Annotated in this window: 15 protein-coding genes; 8 read left to right on the top strand and 7 right to left on the bottom strand. The window is 61.3% G+C overall.

The window, feature by feature from the left end:
• Window positions 1–26: 26 nt before the first annotated feature.
• The 7 genes from ACA052_RS05390 to ACA052_RS05360 form a co-directional block, all read right to left on the bottom strand.
• Window positions 27–1,037 (bottom strand): chemotaxis response regulator protein-glutamate methylesterase, encoded by a 1,011-nt coding sequence (locus ACA052_RS05390; protein ID WP_497648723.1) that lies wholly within the window; start codon window positions 1,035–1,037, stop codon window positions 27–29.
• Complete coding sequence (locus ACA052_RS05385) at window positions 1,034–3,331, bottom strand: hybrid sensor histidine kinase/response regulator (protein WP_497648722.1); 2,298 nt, start codon at window positions 3,329–3,331, stop codon at window positions 1,034–1,036. The genes ACA052_RS05390 and ACA052_RS05385 overlap by 4 nt, the downstream gene beginning before the upstream one ends.
• Window positions 3,328–4,011 carry a chemotaxis protein CheW gene (locus ACA052_RS05380; protein ID WP_497648721.1) on the bottom strand — a complete coding sequence of 228 codons (684 nt, stop codon included), beginning with the start codon at window positions 4,009–4,011 and terminating at the stop codon, window positions 3,328–3,330. Before ACA052_RS05380 ends, ACA052_RS05385 begins: the two co-directional genes overlap by 4 nt.
• Window positions 4,008–5,273: a CheR family methyltransferase gene (locus tag ACA052_RS05375; protein ID WP_497648720.1), complete on the bottom strand. Its 1,266-nt coding sequence runs from the start codon at window positions 5,271–5,273 to the stop codon at window positions 4,008–4,010. The genes ACA052_RS05380 and ACA052_RS05375 overlap by 4 nt, the downstream gene beginning before the upstream one ends.
• Window positions 5,270–5,806 (bottom strand): chemotaxis protein CheW, encoded by a 537-nt coding sequence (locus ACA052_RS05370; RefSeq protein WP_497648719.1) that lies wholly within the window; start codon window positions 5,804–5,806, stop codon window positions 5,270–5,272. The genes ACA052_RS05375 and ACA052_RS05370 overlap by 4 nt, the downstream gene beginning before the upstream one ends.
• Window positions 5,806–7,428, bottom strand: coding sequence for a methyl-accepting chemotaxis protein (locus ACA052_RS05365; protein ID WP_497648718.1), 1,623 nt, complete (start codon window positions 7,426–7,428; stop codon window positions 5,806–5,808). The genes ACA052_RS05370 and ACA052_RS05365 overlap by 1 nt, the downstream gene beginning before the upstream one ends.
• A gap of 216 nt (window positions 7,429–7,644) precedes the next feature.
• Complete coding sequence (locus ACA052_RS05360; RefSeq protein WP_497648717.1) at window positions 7,645–8,328, bottom strand: tellurite resistance TerB family protein; 684 nt, start codon at window positions 8,326–8,328, stop codon at window positions 7,645–7,647.
• A 185-nt stretch (window positions 8,329–8,513) separates the two neighbouring features.
• Between ACA052_RS05360 and ACA052_RS05355 the strand changes: the two genes are divergently transcribed.
• The 8 genes from ACA052_RS05355 (at window position 8,514) to ACA052_RS05320 (ending at window position 18,618) form a co-directional block, all read left to right on the top strand.
• Complete coding sequence (locus tag ACA052_RS05355) at window positions 8,514–9,428, top strand: LysR family transcriptional regulator (protein WP_497648716.1); 915 nt, start codon at window positions 8,514–8,516, stop codon at window positions 9,426–9,428.
• Window positions 9,429–9,560: 132 nt separating this feature from the next.
• Window positions 9,561–11,018 carry a gamma-aminobutyraldehyde dehydrogenase gene (locus ACA052_RS05350; RefSeq protein ID WP_497650270.1) on the top strand — a complete coding sequence of 486 codons (1,458 nt, stop codon included), beginning with the start codon at window positions 9,561–9,563 and terminating at the stop codon, window positions 11,016–11,018.
• 82 nt (window positions 11,019–11,100) lie between these two features.
• Complete coding sequence (gene ydcS, locus ACA052_RS05345) at window positions 11,101–12,252, top strand: putative ABC transporter substrate-binding protein YdcS (RefSeq protein WP_497648715.1); 1,152 nt, start codon at window positions 11,101–11,103, stop codon at window positions 12,250–12,252.
• 259 nt (window positions 12,253–12,511) lie between these two features.
• Entirely contained in the window at window positions 12,512–13,549 is a 1,038-nt protein-coding gene (locus ACA052_RS05340) for an ABC transporter ATP-binding protein (protein WP_497648714.1), read from the top strand.
• A 1-nt stretch (window position 13,550) separates the two neighbouring features.
• The gene (locus ACA052_RS05335) at window positions 13,551–14,498 is read left to right on the top strand and encodes an ABC transporter permease (protein WP_497648713.1); all 948 of its coding nucleotides are present in this window, start codon (window positions 13,551–13,553) and stop codon (window positions 14,496–14,498) included.
• Window positions 14,488–15,297 carry an ABC transporter permease gene (locus ACA052_RS05330; RefSeq protein ID WP_497648712.1) on the top strand — a complete coding sequence of 270 codons (810 nt, stop codon included), beginning with the start codon at window positions 14,488–14,490 and terminating at the stop codon, window positions 15,295–15,297. Before ACA052_RS05335 ends, ACA052_RS05330 begins: the two co-directional genes overlap by 11 nt.
• A gap of 161 nt (window positions 15,298–15,458) precedes the next feature.
• Window positions 15,459–16,883 (top strand): gamma-aminobutyraldehyde dehydrogenase, encoded by a 1,425-nt coding sequence (locus ACA052_RS05325; RefSeq protein ID WP_497648711.1) that lies wholly within the window; start codon window positions 15,459–15,461, stop codon window positions 16,881–16,883.
• Between the two features lie 250 nt (window positions 16,884–17,133).
• Window positions 17,134–18,618, top strand: coding sequence for an APC family permease (locus ACA052_RS05320; RefSeq protein ID WP_497648710.1), 1,485 nt, complete (start codon window positions 17,134–17,136; stop codon window positions 18,616–18,618).
• Window positions 18,619–18,800 lie beyond the last annotated feature (182 nt).

Raw genomic sequence — 18,800 nt, 5'->3', positions numbered from 1 at the left:
TGGGCCAGGATTGCTGTGAAAAATCGTCATTTTGGAAATATCTCCAGCAATCGTGGCGCTATCTTTTCCAGCGGGCGAATCTCGGCAGCTGCGTCGATGGCCGCCGCCGCTTTCGGCATGCCATACACCGCACTGCTTTGTTGGTCCTGAGCGATGGTCAGGTAACCCTGTTGGCGCATGAGTTTAAGCCCCTGGGCGCCATCTCGTCCCATGCCCGTCAGCAAAACACCGACGGCATCGCCGTTCCAGTAACTGGCCACGCTCTCGAAAAACACATCGATCGAGGGCCGATAGATCTCGTTGACCGGCTCGGCGGTATAAGCCAGCGTGCCGTTTCTCAATAAACGGATATGGTGGTTGGTGCCGGCCAGCAGGACGGTACCGGGTTGCGGCGGTTCGCCTTCCCGGGCCAGGCGTACGTTCAGGCCGCTGGCGCTGCTGAGCCATTCAGCCATGCCGGCGGCAAATACCTGGTCCACATGCTGCACCAACACGATGGCGGCCGAAAAATTTTGTGGCAGCCCCTTGAGCAAGACTTCCAGTGCGGCGGGTCCGCCGGCGGACGAACCAATGGCGACCAGGTGCTGGCGCGAACCCGAACTGCGCAACGGGCCTGGCGCCGGACGCTGCCGATTGCCCTTCTCACCGATCAGCCAGCCGATGTTCATGATCTTGCGCAGCAATGGCGCCGCTGCTTCCTGCGCATTGCCGACGCCGAGCGCCGGCGTATCGACCACATCCAGCGCACCGTGGCCCATGGCCTCGAACACCCGATGCACGTTCTGTTCCCGGTCGACGGTGACGATCACGATGGCGCACGGGGTCTCGGCCATGATCCGTCGGGTGGCTTCTACGCCGTCCATCACCGGCATGATCAGGTCCATCAGGATCAGGTCCGGGGTGTTTTCGGCGCAACGCTGCACAGCCTCCGCCCCGTTGGCGGCGACCCAGATCACTTGATGCGCCGGCTCAAATGCCAAGGCGCGGCGCAGGGCCTCTACCGCCATGGGCATGTCGTTGACGATTGCGATTTTCATGCCCGCGCTCCTCCTATGAGCTCAACCACTGCATCGAGCAGGGCGTCGTCATGAAAACTGGCCTTGGCTAGATAATAGTCGGCTCCGGCGTCCAGTCCACGACGACGATCCTCTTCACGATCCTTATAGGACACCACCATAACCGGCAGGGATTGCAATCGATTGTCCCGGCGCAATAAAGACACCAGTTCGATGCCATCCATGCGCGGCATATCGATGTCAGTGATCAACAGATCGAAATCCTCCGAACGCAGGGCGTTCCAGCCATCCATACCGTCCACCGCCACGGCCACGTCGTAGCCGCGATTGAGCAATAGCTTGCGTTGCAACTCGCGCACCGTCAGGGAATCATCGACCACCAGAATCCGTTTGCGCACGGTTTCGACCACCTGGCTGCCCTGGCGGGCAATGCGCTCCAGACGCCCGGTGTTGAGCAGCTTGTCCACCGAGCGCAGCATGTCCTCGACGTCGATGATCAGCACCACGGAACCGTCATCCAGCAAGGCCCCGGCCGAGATGTCCTGCACCTTGCCCAGGCGCTCATCCAGCGGCAGTACGACCAGCGTGCGCTCGCCGATAAAGCGCTCGACTGCCACGCCGTAGATCGCCTCGCGCTCGCGGATCACCACGACTTTGAGGGTTTGCTGGCCGCCCTGGCTCGCCGGGCGCTGTAACAACTGACTGGCCGCGACCAGTCCGACATGCCGCCCCTCATACCAGAAGTGCTGACGGCCCTCGACCTGAACGATGTCTTGTGGCTCCAGGTCGCACATGCGCTCGATGTGGGCCAACGGAAAGGCGTACGCCTCATCACCGACTTCCACCACCAGACTGCGCACCACCGAGAGCGTCAGCGGGACTTCAAGATGAAAGCGACTGCCCTCGCCTGCCGCCTGCTCCAGCACGACCGCGCCGCGCAACTGCCGAACCATGTGCTGAACCGCGTCCAGACCGACCCCACGCCCGGACACTTCGGTGACTTGATCCCGCAGGCTGAAACCCGGCAGGAACAGGAACGTCAGCAACTCTTCCTCACTTAACTGCGCGGCGGTTTCGGCCGGGGACAATTGCCGTTCGATGACACTGCGGCGGACTTTTTCCAGGTCGACGCCATTGCCGTCATCGCTCAGTTCCAACACCAGCAATCCTGCCTGGTGGGAAGCACGCAGCCGGATCAGGCCTTCTGCCGGCTTACCGGCCAACAGCCGTTGCTCGGGGGATTCGATGCCGTGATCGACCGCGTTACGCAGCAGGTGCGTCAACGGCGCTTCGAGTTTTTCCAGCACATCGCGGTCGACCTGGGTCTTTTCACCCTCAATCTCCAGCCGCACCTGTTTACCCAGGTCACGGCCAAGGTCGCGAACCATTCGCGCCTGCCCGGTCAGTACATCAGCAAACGGCCGCATGCGACAGGCCAGCGCCGTGTCGTACAGGACCTGCGCGCGCTGACTGGCCTGCCAGGCGAACTCATCCAGTTCAGCGTTTTTCTCGACCAGCAATTGCTGGGATTCCGCCAGCAACCGCCGCGCATCCTCGAGGGTTTCCCGGGCTTCCAGACTCAAGACGTGGTCCTTGAGGTGGACGTTGAGGTTTTCCAGCGCCCGCAAGCCGTTGTTCTGCATGCGCTTGAGGCGCTGCATGGTGGCCAGGTGCGGCTTGAGCCGCAGGGTCTCCACCAGGGATTTACTCGACAGATCGAGCAAGCTGTTCAGCCGTTCGGCCGTGACCCGCAGCACGCGCTCACCGTTTTCGGTGGTACGCCGGGTCTTTTTCGGCGGTTCGGCTGCCCCCGCGAGAAGAGGGTCGACAGCGAATGTGGGGACTTCGACCTCAAGCACAGGCGCTTGCAGCTCAGGCACGGTCATGAAGGGCGCAATCGGCGTACTGATCGGCGCAGCGAGTGCCAGCGGGTCGAGCAATCGAGCCGTCAGGGCCACGTAAGCCTCGATCTCCGCCGCTGACGGCGCGTTACTTGGTGTGGCGATGCGCATCAACAAATCCGTGCCTTGCAGCAACGCATCGATGTGTTCAGGCCGCAGGTACAGGCGCCCTTCCTGGGCACTGACCAGGCAATCTTCCATCACATGCGCGACGCTGACCCCGGCATCGACACCGACGATCCGCGCCGCGCCCTTGAGCGAGTGGGCAGCGCGCATGCACGATTCGAGGTGATCGGCCTGGGTCGGGTCGCGCTCAAGGGCCAGAAGACCGGCGCTCAGCACCTGGGTCTGGGCCTCGGCTTCCAGGCTGAACAGTTCCAGCAAAGAGGCGTCGCGCATTTGCTCGGGGGTCATGTCAGGCTCCGGGTCACGGCGGACAGCAGCTGCTCTTCATCCAGCCAACGCAGGCTGCGTCCCTTGAATTTCAACACGCCACGGGTGTATTTGCCGCTGGCCTGGGACCCCGACCGGGACGCCGCCTCAAGGGTGGGTTCGTCGATGGCATGGATGCCGTCCACTTCGTCCACCGGCACCACCACCGGGCCGCCGTGGGCGGCGATGATCAGCATGCGCGGCATGACCCTCGCGCCAGACGCGACGCTGCTGGCGCCGTCCAGCCCGAGCAGCTCCACCAGCGACAGGCACGCCACCAACGCACCGCGCACATTGGCCACGCCGAGCAACGCCCGGGAGCGCTGGTGCGGCAAAGAGTGAATCGCTTGCAGCGGCGCGACTTCCACCAGACTGCGCGTCGCCAGCGCCAGCCACTCTTCGCCGAGACGGAACATCAACAGCGAGCGGGTTTTGACCTCAGCCTCGACCGCCGTTGACACTTGCCCGCGGTCTTCCTGCTGCAACGCGTAACGGTCGAGCAAACGGGTGGCGGCGGCCGAATACACGGCGCAATTTCGGCAGTGAATATGCTCGCTCAGCAGCGGGCAGGATTTGTCGCCATGGATACCGATGCGGTTCCAGCAGTCGTCGATGGCCTGGGCAGCTTCATGGGTGATGCTAAAGGTGTCGGAGGCGATCATCGTTTACGCTCACTGTCAGCGGCGCGCTCGCTGCGGGCGGCGCGTTCCTGCAATCGTCGGGCGCCCGCCGTGTCGCCCTGGGATTGCAGCAAGGCAGCCAGGTGCATCAACGCGTCGGGGTGTTGCGGTTCGAGGTAAAGCGCCTTGCGATAAAAACCCTGGGCCTCCAGGACACTGCCCGAAACATCGCTGAGCAATCCCAGCCAATAAAACACCTGGGCCACCGGTGGATGATCGCGTAGATAACGTTCGCACGCGGCGCGGGCATCCGCGCTTTTGCCTTCGTTGGCGAGGGTCGCGATGTTGGCCAGCAAGGCTGCAGCGTCCGAGGTTTTCGGGGTAACGGCTTTCGGCGCCGGGGGTGCAAACGGGCGATGGCGCGCGGGCGGCGGTGTCGCGCTGCGCACCGGCCGGTGCACGGGCAGCGGGGTCGGCACGAAGGCCGATAGCGGTTCCGGCGCCGGCTCGCTCTGGCGACTGAAAGCAAAGGACTGTGGGATGCCAATCGAGCGCATGCCAAAGCGACCCAGCAAACTGCCCTCGGCCGGGCCGATAAACAGTACGCCATCGACATGGGTCAGACGCTTGAGCACCTCGAACACTTGCTGCTGGGTCGGCTGATCAAAGTAGATCAACAGGTTGCGGCAGAACACAAAATCATACGGTGGCTCGCAGGCCAACAAGTTCGGATCGAGCAGATTGCCGACCTGCAACCGCACTTGTTCAAGCACTCGCCCATTGAGGCGATAACCCTCGTTTTCGGCGCTGAAATGCCGGTCGCGAAACGCGATGTCCTGACCGCGAAACGAATTCTTGCCGTACAGCGCGCGTTTGGCTTTTTCCACCGACAACGGGCTGACGTCCATGCCTTCAACCTTGAACTGATGCGGTTGGAACCCGGCATCGAGCAGGGCCATCGCAATGGAATAGGGCTCTTCGCCGGTGGAGCACGGCAGGCTGAGTATGCGCAGTGCACGCATGTTGTTGATCTCGGCCAGGCGCCTGGCCGCCAGTTTCGCCAGGGTGGAGAAGGATTCCGGATAACGGAAAAACCAGGTTTCGGGAACGATGACCGCTTCGATCAGCGCCTGCTGCTCGTCCTGCGAGCCCTGCAAAATGTGCCAGTACTCATCGGCCGTCAGCGCTTGAGAAGCCGTGCTGCGCTGACGCACGGCGCGCTCGATGATGGCCGGGCCAACGGAAGTCACGTCGAGCCCGATACGTTCCTTGAGGTAATCGAAGAACCGCTGATCGGTGCTCATGGCCGCTCCTCAAGCAACGTCAGGTCCAGGGGGGGCGATGGAAACAGCAAGCCGCGCACCTGTTCATCGAGCAAATCGGCGACGCGCACCCATTGCAACAGTCCCTGGGCATCTTCGCGTACCGGGCCGAGGTACGGCGCCTGGCGGTTGTCCAGTCCATAGGGCACGAAGTCCGCCGGGTTGCAGCGCAAGGTATCGGTGGCCTGCTCCAGAATCAGCCCAAGCAATTGAGCCTTGGCGTTTGCATGCGGCCGGTAATTGACCAGCACCAGCCGCGTGCTGGTTCTAATCTGCGCCGGCTGACCGAACGTCAGCGCGCTGAGGTCGATCACCGGCACCACCGCGCCACGATAGGCGAACACCCCCGCGACCCAGTGCGGTACGTGGGCAATCGGCTTCAAGGGCAGGCGCGGCAACACTTCCGCCACCTCGACAGCTTGCAAGGCATAGCGCTCGCTGCCGATGCGAAACAGCAGAAACAACGTCTGCAACGCCGGCTTCACGGCGCTGCGTTTGGCCGTGAGTTCGCTCATCAGACTTTGAATCGCGAGACGCCGCTACGCAGCCCCACGGCCACCTGGCTCAGTTCGTCGATAGCGAAACTGGCCTGGCGCAGGGACTCGACGGTCTGGCTGCTGGCATCACCCAACTGCACCAGCGCGTGATTGATCTGCTCGGCGCCGGTGGCCTGGGCCTGCATGCCTTCGTTGACCATCAACACCCGCGGCGCCAACGCCTGAACCTGATGGATGATCTGCGATAATTGCTCACCGACCTGCTGCACTTCGGACATGCCGCGGCGCACTTCTTCGGAAAACTTGTCCATGCCCATCACCCCGGCCGATACCGCCGACTGGATCTCGCGAACCATCTGCTCGATGTCGTAGGTGGCGACGGCGGTCTGGTCCGCCAGGCGCCGCACTTCCGTGGCGACCACGGCAAACCCGCGACCGTATTCACCGGCCTTTTCAGCCTCAATGGCGGCGTTGAGCGACAGCAGGTTGGTCTGGTCGGCGACCTTGACGATCGTCACCACCACCTGATTGATGTTGCCGGCCTTCTCATTGAGGATCGCCAGCTTGGCATTGACCAGATCAGCCGCGCCCATCACCGAATGCATGGTCTCTTCCATCCGCGCCAGGCCTTGTTGCCCGGAACCGGCGGCGACCGAGGCCTGATCGGCAGCGGTGGAAACCTCGGTCATGGTGCGCACCAGGTCCCGCGAGGTGGCGGCGATTTCACGGGAGGTCGCGCCGATTTCGGTGGTGGTGGCGGCGGTTTCCGTGGCGGTCGCTTGTTGTTGCTTGGAGGTGGCGGCGATCTCGGTCACCGACGTGGTGACTTGCACCGAGGAGCGCTGGGCCTGGGACACTAGGGACGTCAGCTCGGTCATCATGTCGTTGAAGCCGGTTTCGACGGCGCCGAACTCGTCTTTGCGCTCCAAGTTCAGACGCCCACTAAGATCGCCGGTGCGCATGATTTCGAGGATCTGCACGATGCGATTCATCGGTGCCATGATTGCGCGCATCAGCAGCAAACCGCAGAGGCCGGCGGCCACTACAGCGATGAGCAGGGAAATACCCATGATGGCTTTCGCGGTGATCACGGCGTCATCGATGTTCGCCATGTCCTCGTCCGCCACCGCTTTGTTTTCGCGAATGATGTCGTTGAGCTTCATGCGACCTGCGGTCCAGGCCGGAATCAGCTGATCGTTGAACTGCTTGATGGCTTCCGCTGACTGGTTGCGCTTGTGCAAATCGAGCACGGCTGCCAGGGCCTTGTTGTAATCCGCATGGAGTTTTTCGAAGGCCGCGAATTCGAGCTTGTCTTCATCCGTGGTGACGGTACCGCGATAGTTGCTGATCTGCTGTTGCAGCTTCGCTTCGAAGTTTTTGTATTCCTCGGCATCTTCAGCGCTGATGCCCTGCCCTTCCTTCAAGCCCAGCAGCTCCTGGGTCTGCAGGAAACTGTCGGACCAGGCGCCGCGAATCATCGAGCTGAAATACACCCCCGGGAGCGCGTCGTCACGAACGCTTGCTTCGCTGGTTTCTATCTTCAACAGGCGCGAATACGAGACGACGACCATCAGCAACATGATGGCGATAATTACCGCAAAGCTCGCCAAGATGCGTTGGCGCAACGTCCAGTTCTTCACAGTCATTCCTCGGGGCCGCTTCAAATGCTGCGGAGTATAGCCGAGGGCGGTGTTTCATTTATAAGACGGATGCGCAGCGCTTCTCATCTAGGCGGGAAACACCGGGATCAATGTGAAAAAATCAAAAGATCGCAGCCTGCGGCAGCTCCTACAGGGAAATGCATTCCCCTGTAGGAGCTGCCGCAGGCTGCGATCTTTTGATCTTAAGGTCGCCGGTTAGACCGAAGCCTGACGCACCTGCTTTTCCAACTCGGCCTTCAACCCCGGCTCAAGCTTCAGCTGTCGCGCCAATTCATCGAGGTAGGACTTTTCCATGAAGTTCTCCTCGTCCACCAGCATCACGCTGGCGATGTACATCTCAGCGGCCATTTCCGGCGTACTGGCGGCGCGAGCAACGTCGGTGGGATCGAGGGGTTTGTTGAGCTCGGCGTGCAGCCAGTGTTGCAGCTCCTGGTCGTTGTCGAGCTTGATGAATTCGCCTTCAATCAAGGCGCGCTCGCGCTCATCGACATGACCATCTGCCTTGGCTGCCGCTACCAGCGCCTTGAGGATCGCCTGGCTGTGCTGCTCGACTTGCTCGGCCGGCAAGCGGTCGATGGTTTGTGGTCCGCCCTTCGATGCCGTGCCTTGTTGGGCCTGCCAGTTGCCATAGGCCTTGTAGGCGATCACGCCCAACGCGGCGAGCCCGCCATAGGTCAGGACCTTGCCGCCGACACTGCGGCCCTTTTTGCTGCCCAGCAACAGCCCCATGGCACCTGCCGCCAAAGCACCGCCGCCCGCACCCGACAGCAGGCTGCCCAACCCACCGCTGGATGCCTTGCCCTGATGACCAGCCACTTTGTTCTGCAACAGGTCCTGACCGGACTTGAGCAGTTGGTCGAGCAATCCACGCGTATTCATTTTGCCGCCTCCATAAAGAGATTAACCGGACACTTGAGGCCACCAGCCTAGATCGAAAGTGCCGGGTCTCCCCCTGCGAGAGTGCTTCCAGATGTTGCTCATACTTTGCAACAGCTCAGGGTCCATCGAATAAAAAGATATACACTCGGGTGAATCTATAAAAACCGCCCACCGGGTACTTCTTCATGATGACCTTGCGTCAGATTCGCCATTTCATCGCCGTAGCGGAGACCGGCTCAATCTCCGCCGCCGCGCAAACGGCCTTCATATCCCAATCGACATTGACCCTGGCGATCCAGCAACTGGAAGAGGAGATTGGCGTAGGCCTGTTTAACCGACACGCCAAAGGTATGAGCCTGACCCACCAGGGTCATCAATTCCTGCGCCAGGCGCACTTGATTCTGGCGACGGTGGACAACGCCAAGCGCAGCTTGCAGCAGAGCACCGACCAGGTTGCCGGCCAGTTGATTGTTGGCGTGACCAGCCTGGTTGCCGGTTATTACCTTGCGGATTTACTGACCCGCTTTCAGCGCGCCTACCCCAATGTCGAGATCCGGGTGATGGAGGACGAACGGCCGTACATCGAGCATTTGCTGGTCAGCGGCGAGATTGATGTCGGCGTATTGATCCTGTCGAACCTCGAAGACCGACACGCCCTGCAGACCGAAGTCCTGACGCACTCGCCCCATCGGCTGTGGCTGCCGGCCCAGCATCCATTGCTTGAGCACGACAGCATCAACCTCGCCGACGTTGCCCGGGAGCCGTTGATTCAATTGAACGTCGACGAGATGGACCGCAATGCTCATCGCATGTGGTGCGGTGCCGGCCTGCAACCGCGCATCACGTTGAAAACCGCGTCGACCGAGGCGGTGCGAAGCCTCGTCGCCGCGGGCCTGGGCGTGTCGATCCAGCCAGACATGACGTATCGCCCGTGGTCACTGGAGGGCGACATCATCGAAGCACGCCCCATTGCAGACCTGAGCCAGACCCTCGACGTCGGCCTGGCCTGGCGTCGTGGCACCGCACGTCCAGCCCTGGTGGACCCGTTCCTGACCGTCGCTCGCGAGCAACCTCACGGCGGGCGCAAGCCATCTATTTAATCGAACGCCACCTTCAGTATTTAGTATTTGTCGACCTCGGGTTCGCGCACTAGTCTTGCTGCATCTATATAAGACGGCCGGGCCCCAGTCACAGGGAGCACCATGGCCACACAAAAAAAGAGAACCCGAAAAATGGCTGGCGCGCAGACCCCGTTGTTCACCGCTCTATTGATCGATGGTGAATTAGTCGCCGGCCAGGGCTTTGTCGAGCCCATCCTCAACCCGGCCACCGGCGAGGTGCTGACGCACATTGCCGAAGCCAGCACCGAGCAAGTAGAAGCCGCGATCCTCGCTGCCCACAACGCCTTCGCCAGTTGGTCACGCACCACGCCGCAACAGCGATCGAACCTGTTGCTGGAGATCGCCAACGCCATCGAGAAAAACGCCGATCTGCTCGCTCGCCTGGAATCGCTGAACTGCGGCAAGCCGCTGCACCTGGCGCGGCAGGACGACTTGAGCGCCACGGTCGATGTGTTTCGCTTCTTCGCCGGTGCCGTGCGCTGCCAGACCGGTCAGCTCAGCGGCGAATACCTGCCGGGCTACACCAGCATGGTGCGCCGCGATCCGATTGGCGTGGTGGCGTCGATTGCGCCGTGGAACTACCCGATCATGATGGCCGCGTGGAAAATCGCCCCGGCCCTGGCGGCTGGCAATACCCTGGTGTTCAAGCCGTCGGAACACACACCGTTGTCGATCCTGGCATTGGCCCCGGCGCTGGCCGAGATCCTCCCGCGTGGCGTGATCAACATCGTCTGCGGCGGCGGCGAAGGCGTTGGCAGCCATTTGGTCAGCCACCCAAAAGTGCGCATGGTGTCGTTGACCGGCGACATCGTCACCGGGCAAAAGATTCTCCAGGCTGCCGCGAAAACCCTCAAGCGCACGCACCTCGAACTCGGCGGCAAGGCCCCGGTGATTGTCTGCAATGACGCCGACATTCAAGCCGTGGTCGAAGGCGTGCGCACTTACGGCTATTACAACGCCGGCCAGGATTGCACCGCCGCCTGCCGCATTTATGCTCAAGCCGGGATTCATGACCGTCTGGTGGCCGAACTGGGCGCGGCGGTCAGCAGCCTGCGCTTCGCCGGTAAACGCGACGCCGACAACGAAATCGGCCCGTTGATCAGCACCCGCCAGCGCGACCGTGTGGCCAGTTTTGTCGAACGCGCCCTCGGCCAGCCACACATCGAGCGAGTGACCGGCGCAGCGGTGCATTCCGGCGCCGGCTTCTTTTACCAGCCGACCTTGCTGGCCGGGTGCAAGCAGAACGATGAGATCGTCCAGCGCGAAGTGTTCGGGCCGGTGGTCACCGTGACCCGTTTCGATGGGCTCGAACAAGCCGTGGACTGGGCCAACGACTCGGAATACGGCCTCGCCTCGTCGGTCTGGACCCAGAACCTGGACAAAGCCATGCAGGTCGCGGCGCGCTTGCAGTACGGCTGCACCTGGATCAACAGCCATTTCATGCTGGTCAGCGAAATGCCCCACGGCGGCCTGAAGCGTTCGGGCTACGGCAAAGACTTATCCAGCGACTCGCTCCAGGACTACAGCGTGGTGCGGCACATCATGGCGCGCCACGGACAGCATCTCTGACTACGCTAATAACAAGCCGCTAACGGCATGCTTCACCACGTTCAAAACTGCCCCGACCATAATTAAAGAAGAGGGAAATCCCATGTTCGTGCACAAGACCGCACTGCTCAGTGCAATCACCACCGCGCTGCTGGCCAGTGCCAGTATCCAGGCCGCCGAACCGCTGAAAGCTGTCGGTGCAGGCGAAGGCCAACTGGATATCGTGGCCTGGCCCGGCTACATCGAACGTGGCGAAAGCGACAAGGCCTACGACTGGGTCACCGGTTTCGAGAAGGAAACCGGCTGCAAGGTCAATGTGAAAACCGCCGCGACCTCCGATGAAATGGTCAGCTTGATGGCCAAGGGCGGTTACGACCTGGTCACCGCGTCGGGCGACGCGTCGCTGCGGTTGATCGCTGGCAAGCGTGTGCAGCCGATCAACACGGCGTTGATTCCGAACTGGAAGAACATTGACTCTCGCCTCAAGGATGGCCCGTGGTACGTGGTCAATAAACAAGCCTACGGCACCCCGTATCAGTGGGGCCCGAACGTATTGATGTACAACACCAATGTCTTCAAGACAGCCCCGGACAGCTGGAGCGTGGTGTTCGAGGAACAGACCCTGCCGGACGGCAAGTCCAACAAAGGTCGCGTGCAGGCTTACGATGGCCCGATCTACATCGCCGATGCGGCGCTTTACCTCAAGTCGACCAAACCGGAGCTGGGTATCAAGAACCCGTACGAGCTCAACGAAGTGCAGTACAAGGCCGCGCTGGACCTGCTCCGTAAGCAACAGCCCCTGATCCACCGCTATTGGCATGACGCGACCGTGCAGATGAGTGACGTCAAAAATGAAGGCGTCGTGGCGTCCAGCACCTGGGGCTACATGGTCAATGGCCTGGTCGCTGATAAACAGCCGGTGGCCTCTGTTATTCCCAAGGAAGGCGCTACTGGCTGGGTGGACACCACCATGATGCACGTCGACGCCAAGCACCCGAACTGCGCTTACAAGTGGATGGACTGGTCGCTGCAACCGAAGGTCCAGGGTGACGTGGCGGCGTGGTTCGGCTCGCTGCCTGCGGTCGCTGAGGGCTGCAAGTCGAGTGAGCTGCTTGGAGCCGAAGGTTGTGCGGCCAATGGTTACGCTCAGTTCGACAACCTCGCCTTCTGGAAAACCCCACAGGCTGAGGGCGGCAAGTTCGTGCCATACAGCCGCTGGACCCAGGATTACATCGCAATCATGGGCGGTCGATAACACATCCACTTTGCAGGCATAGGCTTTTGTGGCGAGGGGATTCATCCCCGTTGGGCGGCGAAGCCGCCCCAAAACCATCCACCGCGACTTTTCGAGAAAATAGCGGTATCAGGTTTTACGACTGCTGCGCAGCCGAACGGGGATAAATCCCCTCGCCACAATAAGTAGCCCAGCTACATCGACGCGATCTTGATTCAGATTTTTCAGAAGTCCAGGCAGGGCCGCTGCGACGGCCTTCGCCTTTTTGGAGCACCGCACCATGACGCTTGCAGTCCAGTTCACCAACGTTTCCCGTCTGTTCGGCGAAGTGAAAGCCGTAGACCGGGTTTCCATCGATATCCAGGACGGCGAGTTTTTCTCCATGCTGGGCCCTTCCGGCTCGGGCAAGACCACCTGTTTGCGCCTGATCGCCGGTTTCGAACAACCGAGCGCGGGCTCTATCCAGATTCACGGCAAAGAGGCTGCTGGCCTGCCGCCGTATCAACGTGACGTCAACACTGTTTTCCAGGATTACGCACTGTTCCCGCACATGAACGTTCGCGACAACGTCGCCTACGGGTTGAAAGTCAAAGGTGTCGGCAAGGCCGAACGCCAGAAGCGCGCCGAAGAAGCCCTCGACATGGTCGCCCTCGGCGGCTACGGCGAGCGCAAACCCGTGCAGTTGTCCGGCGGGCAGCGCCAGCGTGTGGCCCTGGCCCGCGCCCTGGTCAATCGCCCTCGGGTGTTGCTGCTCGACGAACCCTTGGGCGCGCTCGATCTGAAGCTACGCGAACAAATGCAGAGCGAGCTGAAGAAGCTGCAACGCCAGCTCGGCATCACCTTCATCTTTGTCACCCACGACCAGACCGAGGCGCTGTCGATGTCCGACCGCGTGGCCGTGTTCAACAAGGGTCGTATCGAGCAGGTCGACACCCCGCGCAACCTCTACATGAAGCCGGCTACAACGTTTGTCGCGGAATTCGTCGGCACCTCCAACGTGATTCGCGGTGACCTGGCGAAGCAGTTGAGCGGCAACCCACAGCCCTTTTCGATTCGCCCGGAGCACGTGCGTTTCGCCGAAGGCCCGCTGGCCAGTCACGAGATCGAAGTCAGTGGCTTGCTCCACGACATTCAGTACCAAGGCAGCGCCACGCGCTATGAAATGAAACTGGAAAACGGCCAGACCCTGAACATCAGCCAGGCCAACAACCAATGGCTGGACATCAGCGCCCAGCATCAAACCGGACAGCGCATCAGCGCGCGCTGGGCGCGTGAAGCCATGATCCCGCTGCACGACACTATCGTCGGCGGAGTGTGAGATGACCAGCGTGGCTATCCCTCAATCCCCGGCCAGCGGGTCACCGTTGCGCAGGTTTTCCAACCTGCTGTATCGCCGGCCGAACCTCTATCTGTCGATGTTGCTGGTGCCGCCGCTGCTGTGGTTCGGCGCGATCTATCTCGGCTCGCTATTGGTGTTGCTGTGGCAAGGCTTCTACACCTTCGATGACTTCACCATGGCGGTCACACCCGACCTGACCCTGGCGAACTTCGCTGCGTTGTTCCAGCCCTCGAACTTCGACATCATCCTGCGCACCTTAAGCATGGCGATTGTCGTGTCGATCGCCAGCGCCATCGTCGCATTCCCGATCGCCTACTACATGGCGCGCTACACCACGGGCAAGACCAAAGCATTTTTCTACATCGCGATAATGATGCCGATGTGGGCCAGTTACATCGTCAAGGCTTACGCCTGGACTTTGCTGTTGGCCAAGGGCGGCGTGGCGCAGTGGTTCGTTCACCACCTCGGGCTGGAACCGGTCTTGCAGTTCGTGCTGGGCATTCCAGGCGTGGGTGGCAGTACCTTGTCGACCTCGCACCTGGGGCGGTTCATGGTGTTCGTCTACATTTGGCTGCCGTTCATGATCCTGCCCATCCAGGCCTCGCTGGAACGTTTGCCGCCATCGCTGCTGCAAGCGTCCGCCGACCTGGGCGCCAAGCCGCGCCAGACGTTTATACACGTCATCCTGCCGCTGTCGATTCCGGGCATTGCCGCGGGTTCGATCTTCACGTTTTCGCTGACCCTGGGCGATTTCATCGTGCCGCAACTGGTGGGCCCGCCGGGCTACTTCGTCGGCAGCATGGTGTATGCGCAGCAAGGTGCAATCGGCAACATGCCGATGGCCGCAGCCTTCACGCTGGTGCCGATTGTGTTGATTGCCATCTACCTGACTATCGTCAAACGACTGGGGGCCTTCGATGCACTCTGAGCGCGCTTCCTTAGGCCTGAAAATCGCCGCTTGGGGCGGGTTGGTGTTTCTGCACTTCCCGATCCTGATCATCTTCATGTACGCCTTCAATACCGAAGACGCGGCCTTCAGCTTTCCACCCAAGGGCTTTACCCTGCACTGGTTCACCGTGGCGTTTTCACGCCCCGACGTGCTGGAAGCGATCAAGCTGTCGGCACAAATCGCCGCCATTGCGACGCTGATTGCCATGGTGCTCGGCACCCTTGCGTCGGCGGCGTTGTACCGGCGGGATTTCTTCGGCAAACAAGGCATTTCGCTGATGCTGATCCTGCCGATTGCCTTGCCGGGGATCATTACCGGTATCGCCTTGCTGGCGACCTTCAAGACATTCGGAATCGAGCCCGGGATGTTCACCATCATCGTCGGCCACGCGACCTTCTGCGTGGTGATCGTCTACAACAACGTCATCGCCCGGTTGCGCCGCACGTCCCATAGCCTGATCGAAGCCTCGATGGACCTCGGTGCCGACGGCTGGCAGACCTTCCGCTACATCGTCCTGCCAAACCTCGGTTCGGCGTTGCTGGCCGGCGGCATGCTCGCGTTTGCCCTGTCGTTCGACGAAATCATCGTCACCACCTTCACTGCCGGCCATGAACGCACCCTGCCGCTGTGGCTGCTCAACCAGCTCAGCCGCCCACGGGACGTGCCGGTCACCAACGTCGTCGCGATGCTGGTGATGATGGTGACCATGCTGCCGATCCTCGGCGCCTATTACCTGACCCGTGGCGGCGAAAGCGTTGCGGGCAGCGGCGGAAAATAACGAACACCACCACCTGAAGGAGCTGCCGAAGGCTGCGATTTTTTGAACTTTTGCCTGGAATTCGGGGCAAGTCTAGACAGATCAAAAGATCGCAGCCTGCGGCAGCTCCTACAGGGATCCGGTTTCCATAGAAGAACAATAGTTTTGAAGAGGACAATGCCATGCAAACCAAACTCTTGATCAACGGCCAACTGCTCGACGGCGAAGGCCCCGCCCAACCGGTGTTCAACCCGGCCCTCGGTCGTGTGCTGGTGGAAATCAACGAAGCCAGCGAAGCCCAGGTCGATGCCGCCGTGCGCGCCGCCGATGCGGCGTTCGACAGCTGGTCGCAGACTCCGCCGAAAGAACGCTCCTTGCTGCTGCTGAAACTGGCCGACGCCATCGAAGCCCACGGCGAAGAGCTGGCCAAACTGGAATCGGACAACTGCGGCAAGCCTTACAGCGCGGCGCTGAACGACGAGATCCCGGCGATTGCCGACGTGTTCCGTTTCTTCGCCGGCGCCAGCCGCTGCATGAGCGGTTCGGCCGGCGGTGAATACCTCGCCGGCCACACCTCGATGATCCGCCGCGACCCGGTCGGCGTGATCGCCTCCATCGCGCCGTGGAACTACCCACTGATGATGGTCGCCTGGAAAATCGCCCCGGCCCTCGCCGCCGGTAATACCGTGGTGCTCAAGCCGTCGGAACAAACCCCGCTGACCGCGCTGCGCCTGGCGCAGCTGGCGTCGGACATCTTCCCGGCCGGTGTGCTCAACCTGGTGTTCGGCCGTGGTCCTACCGTCGGTAGCCCGCTGGTCACGCACCCGAAAGTGCGCATGGTGTCGCTCACCGGCTCGATCGCCACCGGCGCAAACATCATTTCCAGCACCGCCGACAGCGTCAAACGCATGCACATGGAACTGGGCGGCAAAGCCCCAGTGATCATCTTCGACGACGCCGACATCGACGCTGCGGTGGACGGCATACGCACCTTCGGTTTCTACAACGCCGGCCAGGACTGCACCGCCGCCTGCCGCATCTATGCGCAGGCCGGCATTTACGAAAAATTCGTCGAGAAGCTGGGCGCGGCGGTCAGCAGCATCAAGTACGGCTTGCAGGATGACCCGGAGACCGAGCTCGGGCCGTTGATCACCGCGCAACACCGCGACCGTGTGGCCGGGTTTGTCGAGCGCGCCGTGGCGCAATCGCACATCCGCCTGATCACCGGCGGCAAAGCGGTGGACGGCAATGGCTTCTTCTTCGAACCGACCGTGCTGGCCGACGCGCAGCAGGACGACGAGATCGTGCGTCGCGAAGTGTTCGGGCCGGTGGTGTCGGTGACCAAGTTCACCGATGAAGCGCAGGTGCTGGGCTGGGCCAACGATTCGGACTACGGCCTGGCGTCATCGGTGTGGACCGCCGACGTCGGTCGCGCGCATCGCCTGTCGGCCCGTTTGCAGTACGGCTGCACCTGGGTGAACACGCATTTCATGCTGGTCAGCGAAATGCCCCATGGCGGTCAGAAATTGTCCGGTTATGGGAAGGACATGTCGATGTATGGGCTGGAGGACTACACCGTCGTTCGGCATGTGATGTTCAAGCACTAACCACTGTAGGAGCTGCCGCAGGCTGCGATCTTTTGATCTTGACCTTAAAAAACAAGATCAAAAGATCGCAGCCTTCGGCAGCTCCTACAGGGAATGCGATCTTTTCAGCAGACACACGGATGATGTCGGCGATTTACACCAGGGATTCACCGCAACACAAAACAATAACCACCGATCCGGGCAGCACCATCACGGTCCCGCCACGGTTTCGGACATCCGAAATCTGCCGATTTTCCGGAGCTAACACACCATGAGTGCATCACCCGAACTCTCCGCAGCCGTTGCCGACAGCGATGCCGAGCAACTACGTAAGCTGGGTTACACCTCGAACTTCAATCGCAGCATGAGCCTGTGGGAAAACTTCGCCCTGGGCTTCACTTACCTCTCCCCGGTCGTAGGCGTTTATACACTCTTCGGCCTGTGCCTCGCCGCAGGCGGACCACCGATGTTCTGGACTTACCTGCTGGTTGGGTGCGGCCAGTTGCTGGTGTGCCTCATCTTCGGCGAAGTGGTCTCGCAGTTCCCGATTTCCGGCGGCGTCTACCCATGGGCTCGTCGCTTGGTGGGTAAACGCTGGGCGTGGATGGTTGGCTGGATCTACTCCATCGCCCTGTGCGTCACCATCGCCGCCGTTGCTGTCGGTGCCGGTCCGTACCTGGCCGCAATGCTGGGCTTCGAACCGAATAACAACACCAACATCGTCATCGCCCTGGTGCTGACGCTGTTCGCCACGCTGGTCAACCTCAGCGGCACCAAAGTGCTGGCGCGGATCGCCATGTTCGGCTTCCTCTGCGAGCTGATCGGCGCGGTGATCGTCGGCGTTTACCTGCTGATATTCGAACGTCATCAACCGCTCAGCGTGTTGTTCAACACCTTCGACATCAGTATCGACGGCTCGTACCTGCCGGCCTTCCTCACCGCCTCGCTGGCGGGGATGTTCCTGTACTACGGCTTTGAGGCCTGCGGCGATGTGGCCGAAGAAACCCCGAACCCGAGCAAGCAAATCCCGGTGGCCATGCGCATGACCATCTACATCGGCGGCATCTCGGCGATGTTCGCCTGCCTGGCGCTGATCCTCGCCGTGCCGGACATGCAAGCCGTAATCAATGGCACCGATAAAGACCCGGTCACCACCATCCTCAACAACGCCTTCGGCCCGGTCGGTTCGAAAGTGGTGATGGGCGTGGTGATGATTTCCTTCATTTCCTGCGTCATCAGCCTGCAAGCGGCGGCGAGTCGCCTGCTGTACTCCTACGCTCGGGATGAAATGGTCATCGGCAGCTCACTGCTGAAGAAGATTTCTCCTACCACTCAGGTGCCGGTTGCAGCGCTGTTTGTGTCCGGTGTGCTGCCGGCGCTGATCATCATCCTGGGTTTCTTCCTGCAAGACGCGGTGGCAACCATCGTCAGCTTCGCGGCGATCGGCATCTACCTGGCGTTCCAGATGATCGTGCTCGCGGCCCTCTATGCTCGCCTGAAAGGCTGGAAACCGAGCGGCAAATTCACCCTCGGCGCCTGGGGCTGGGCGGTGAACATCGGCGCGCTGGTGTATGGCGTCGGCGCAATCATCAACATGGCCTGGCCACGCACCCCGGATGCGGCGTGGTACATCAACTACGCGATGGTGCTGAGTACTGCCATCGTCATCGGCCTGGGCTTGCTCTACATGTGGATTGCCAAGCCGTATGACCACGGTACGGCGCCTGCGGGGGATGCGTGGAAGGTTAGTCGGTAATTGAGGTCGCCCCGGTGCCGATCAGGCGCCGGGGCCACCTGCAGTTGAAGAATCGGTCAGTCAAAAAGATAGGCACCCTGTAGGAGCGAGCTTGCTCGCGATGGACTTCACAGCGCCGCGTTTATCCAGGAAGCACGCGTTTTCGTTAACGTCCATCGCGAGCAAGCTCGCTCCTACAGTAA

The sequence above is a fragment of the Pseudomonas sp. LBUM1644 genome, from assembly GCF_059716195.1.
This window is presented reverse-complemented; position numbering and strand designations above follow the sequence as displayed.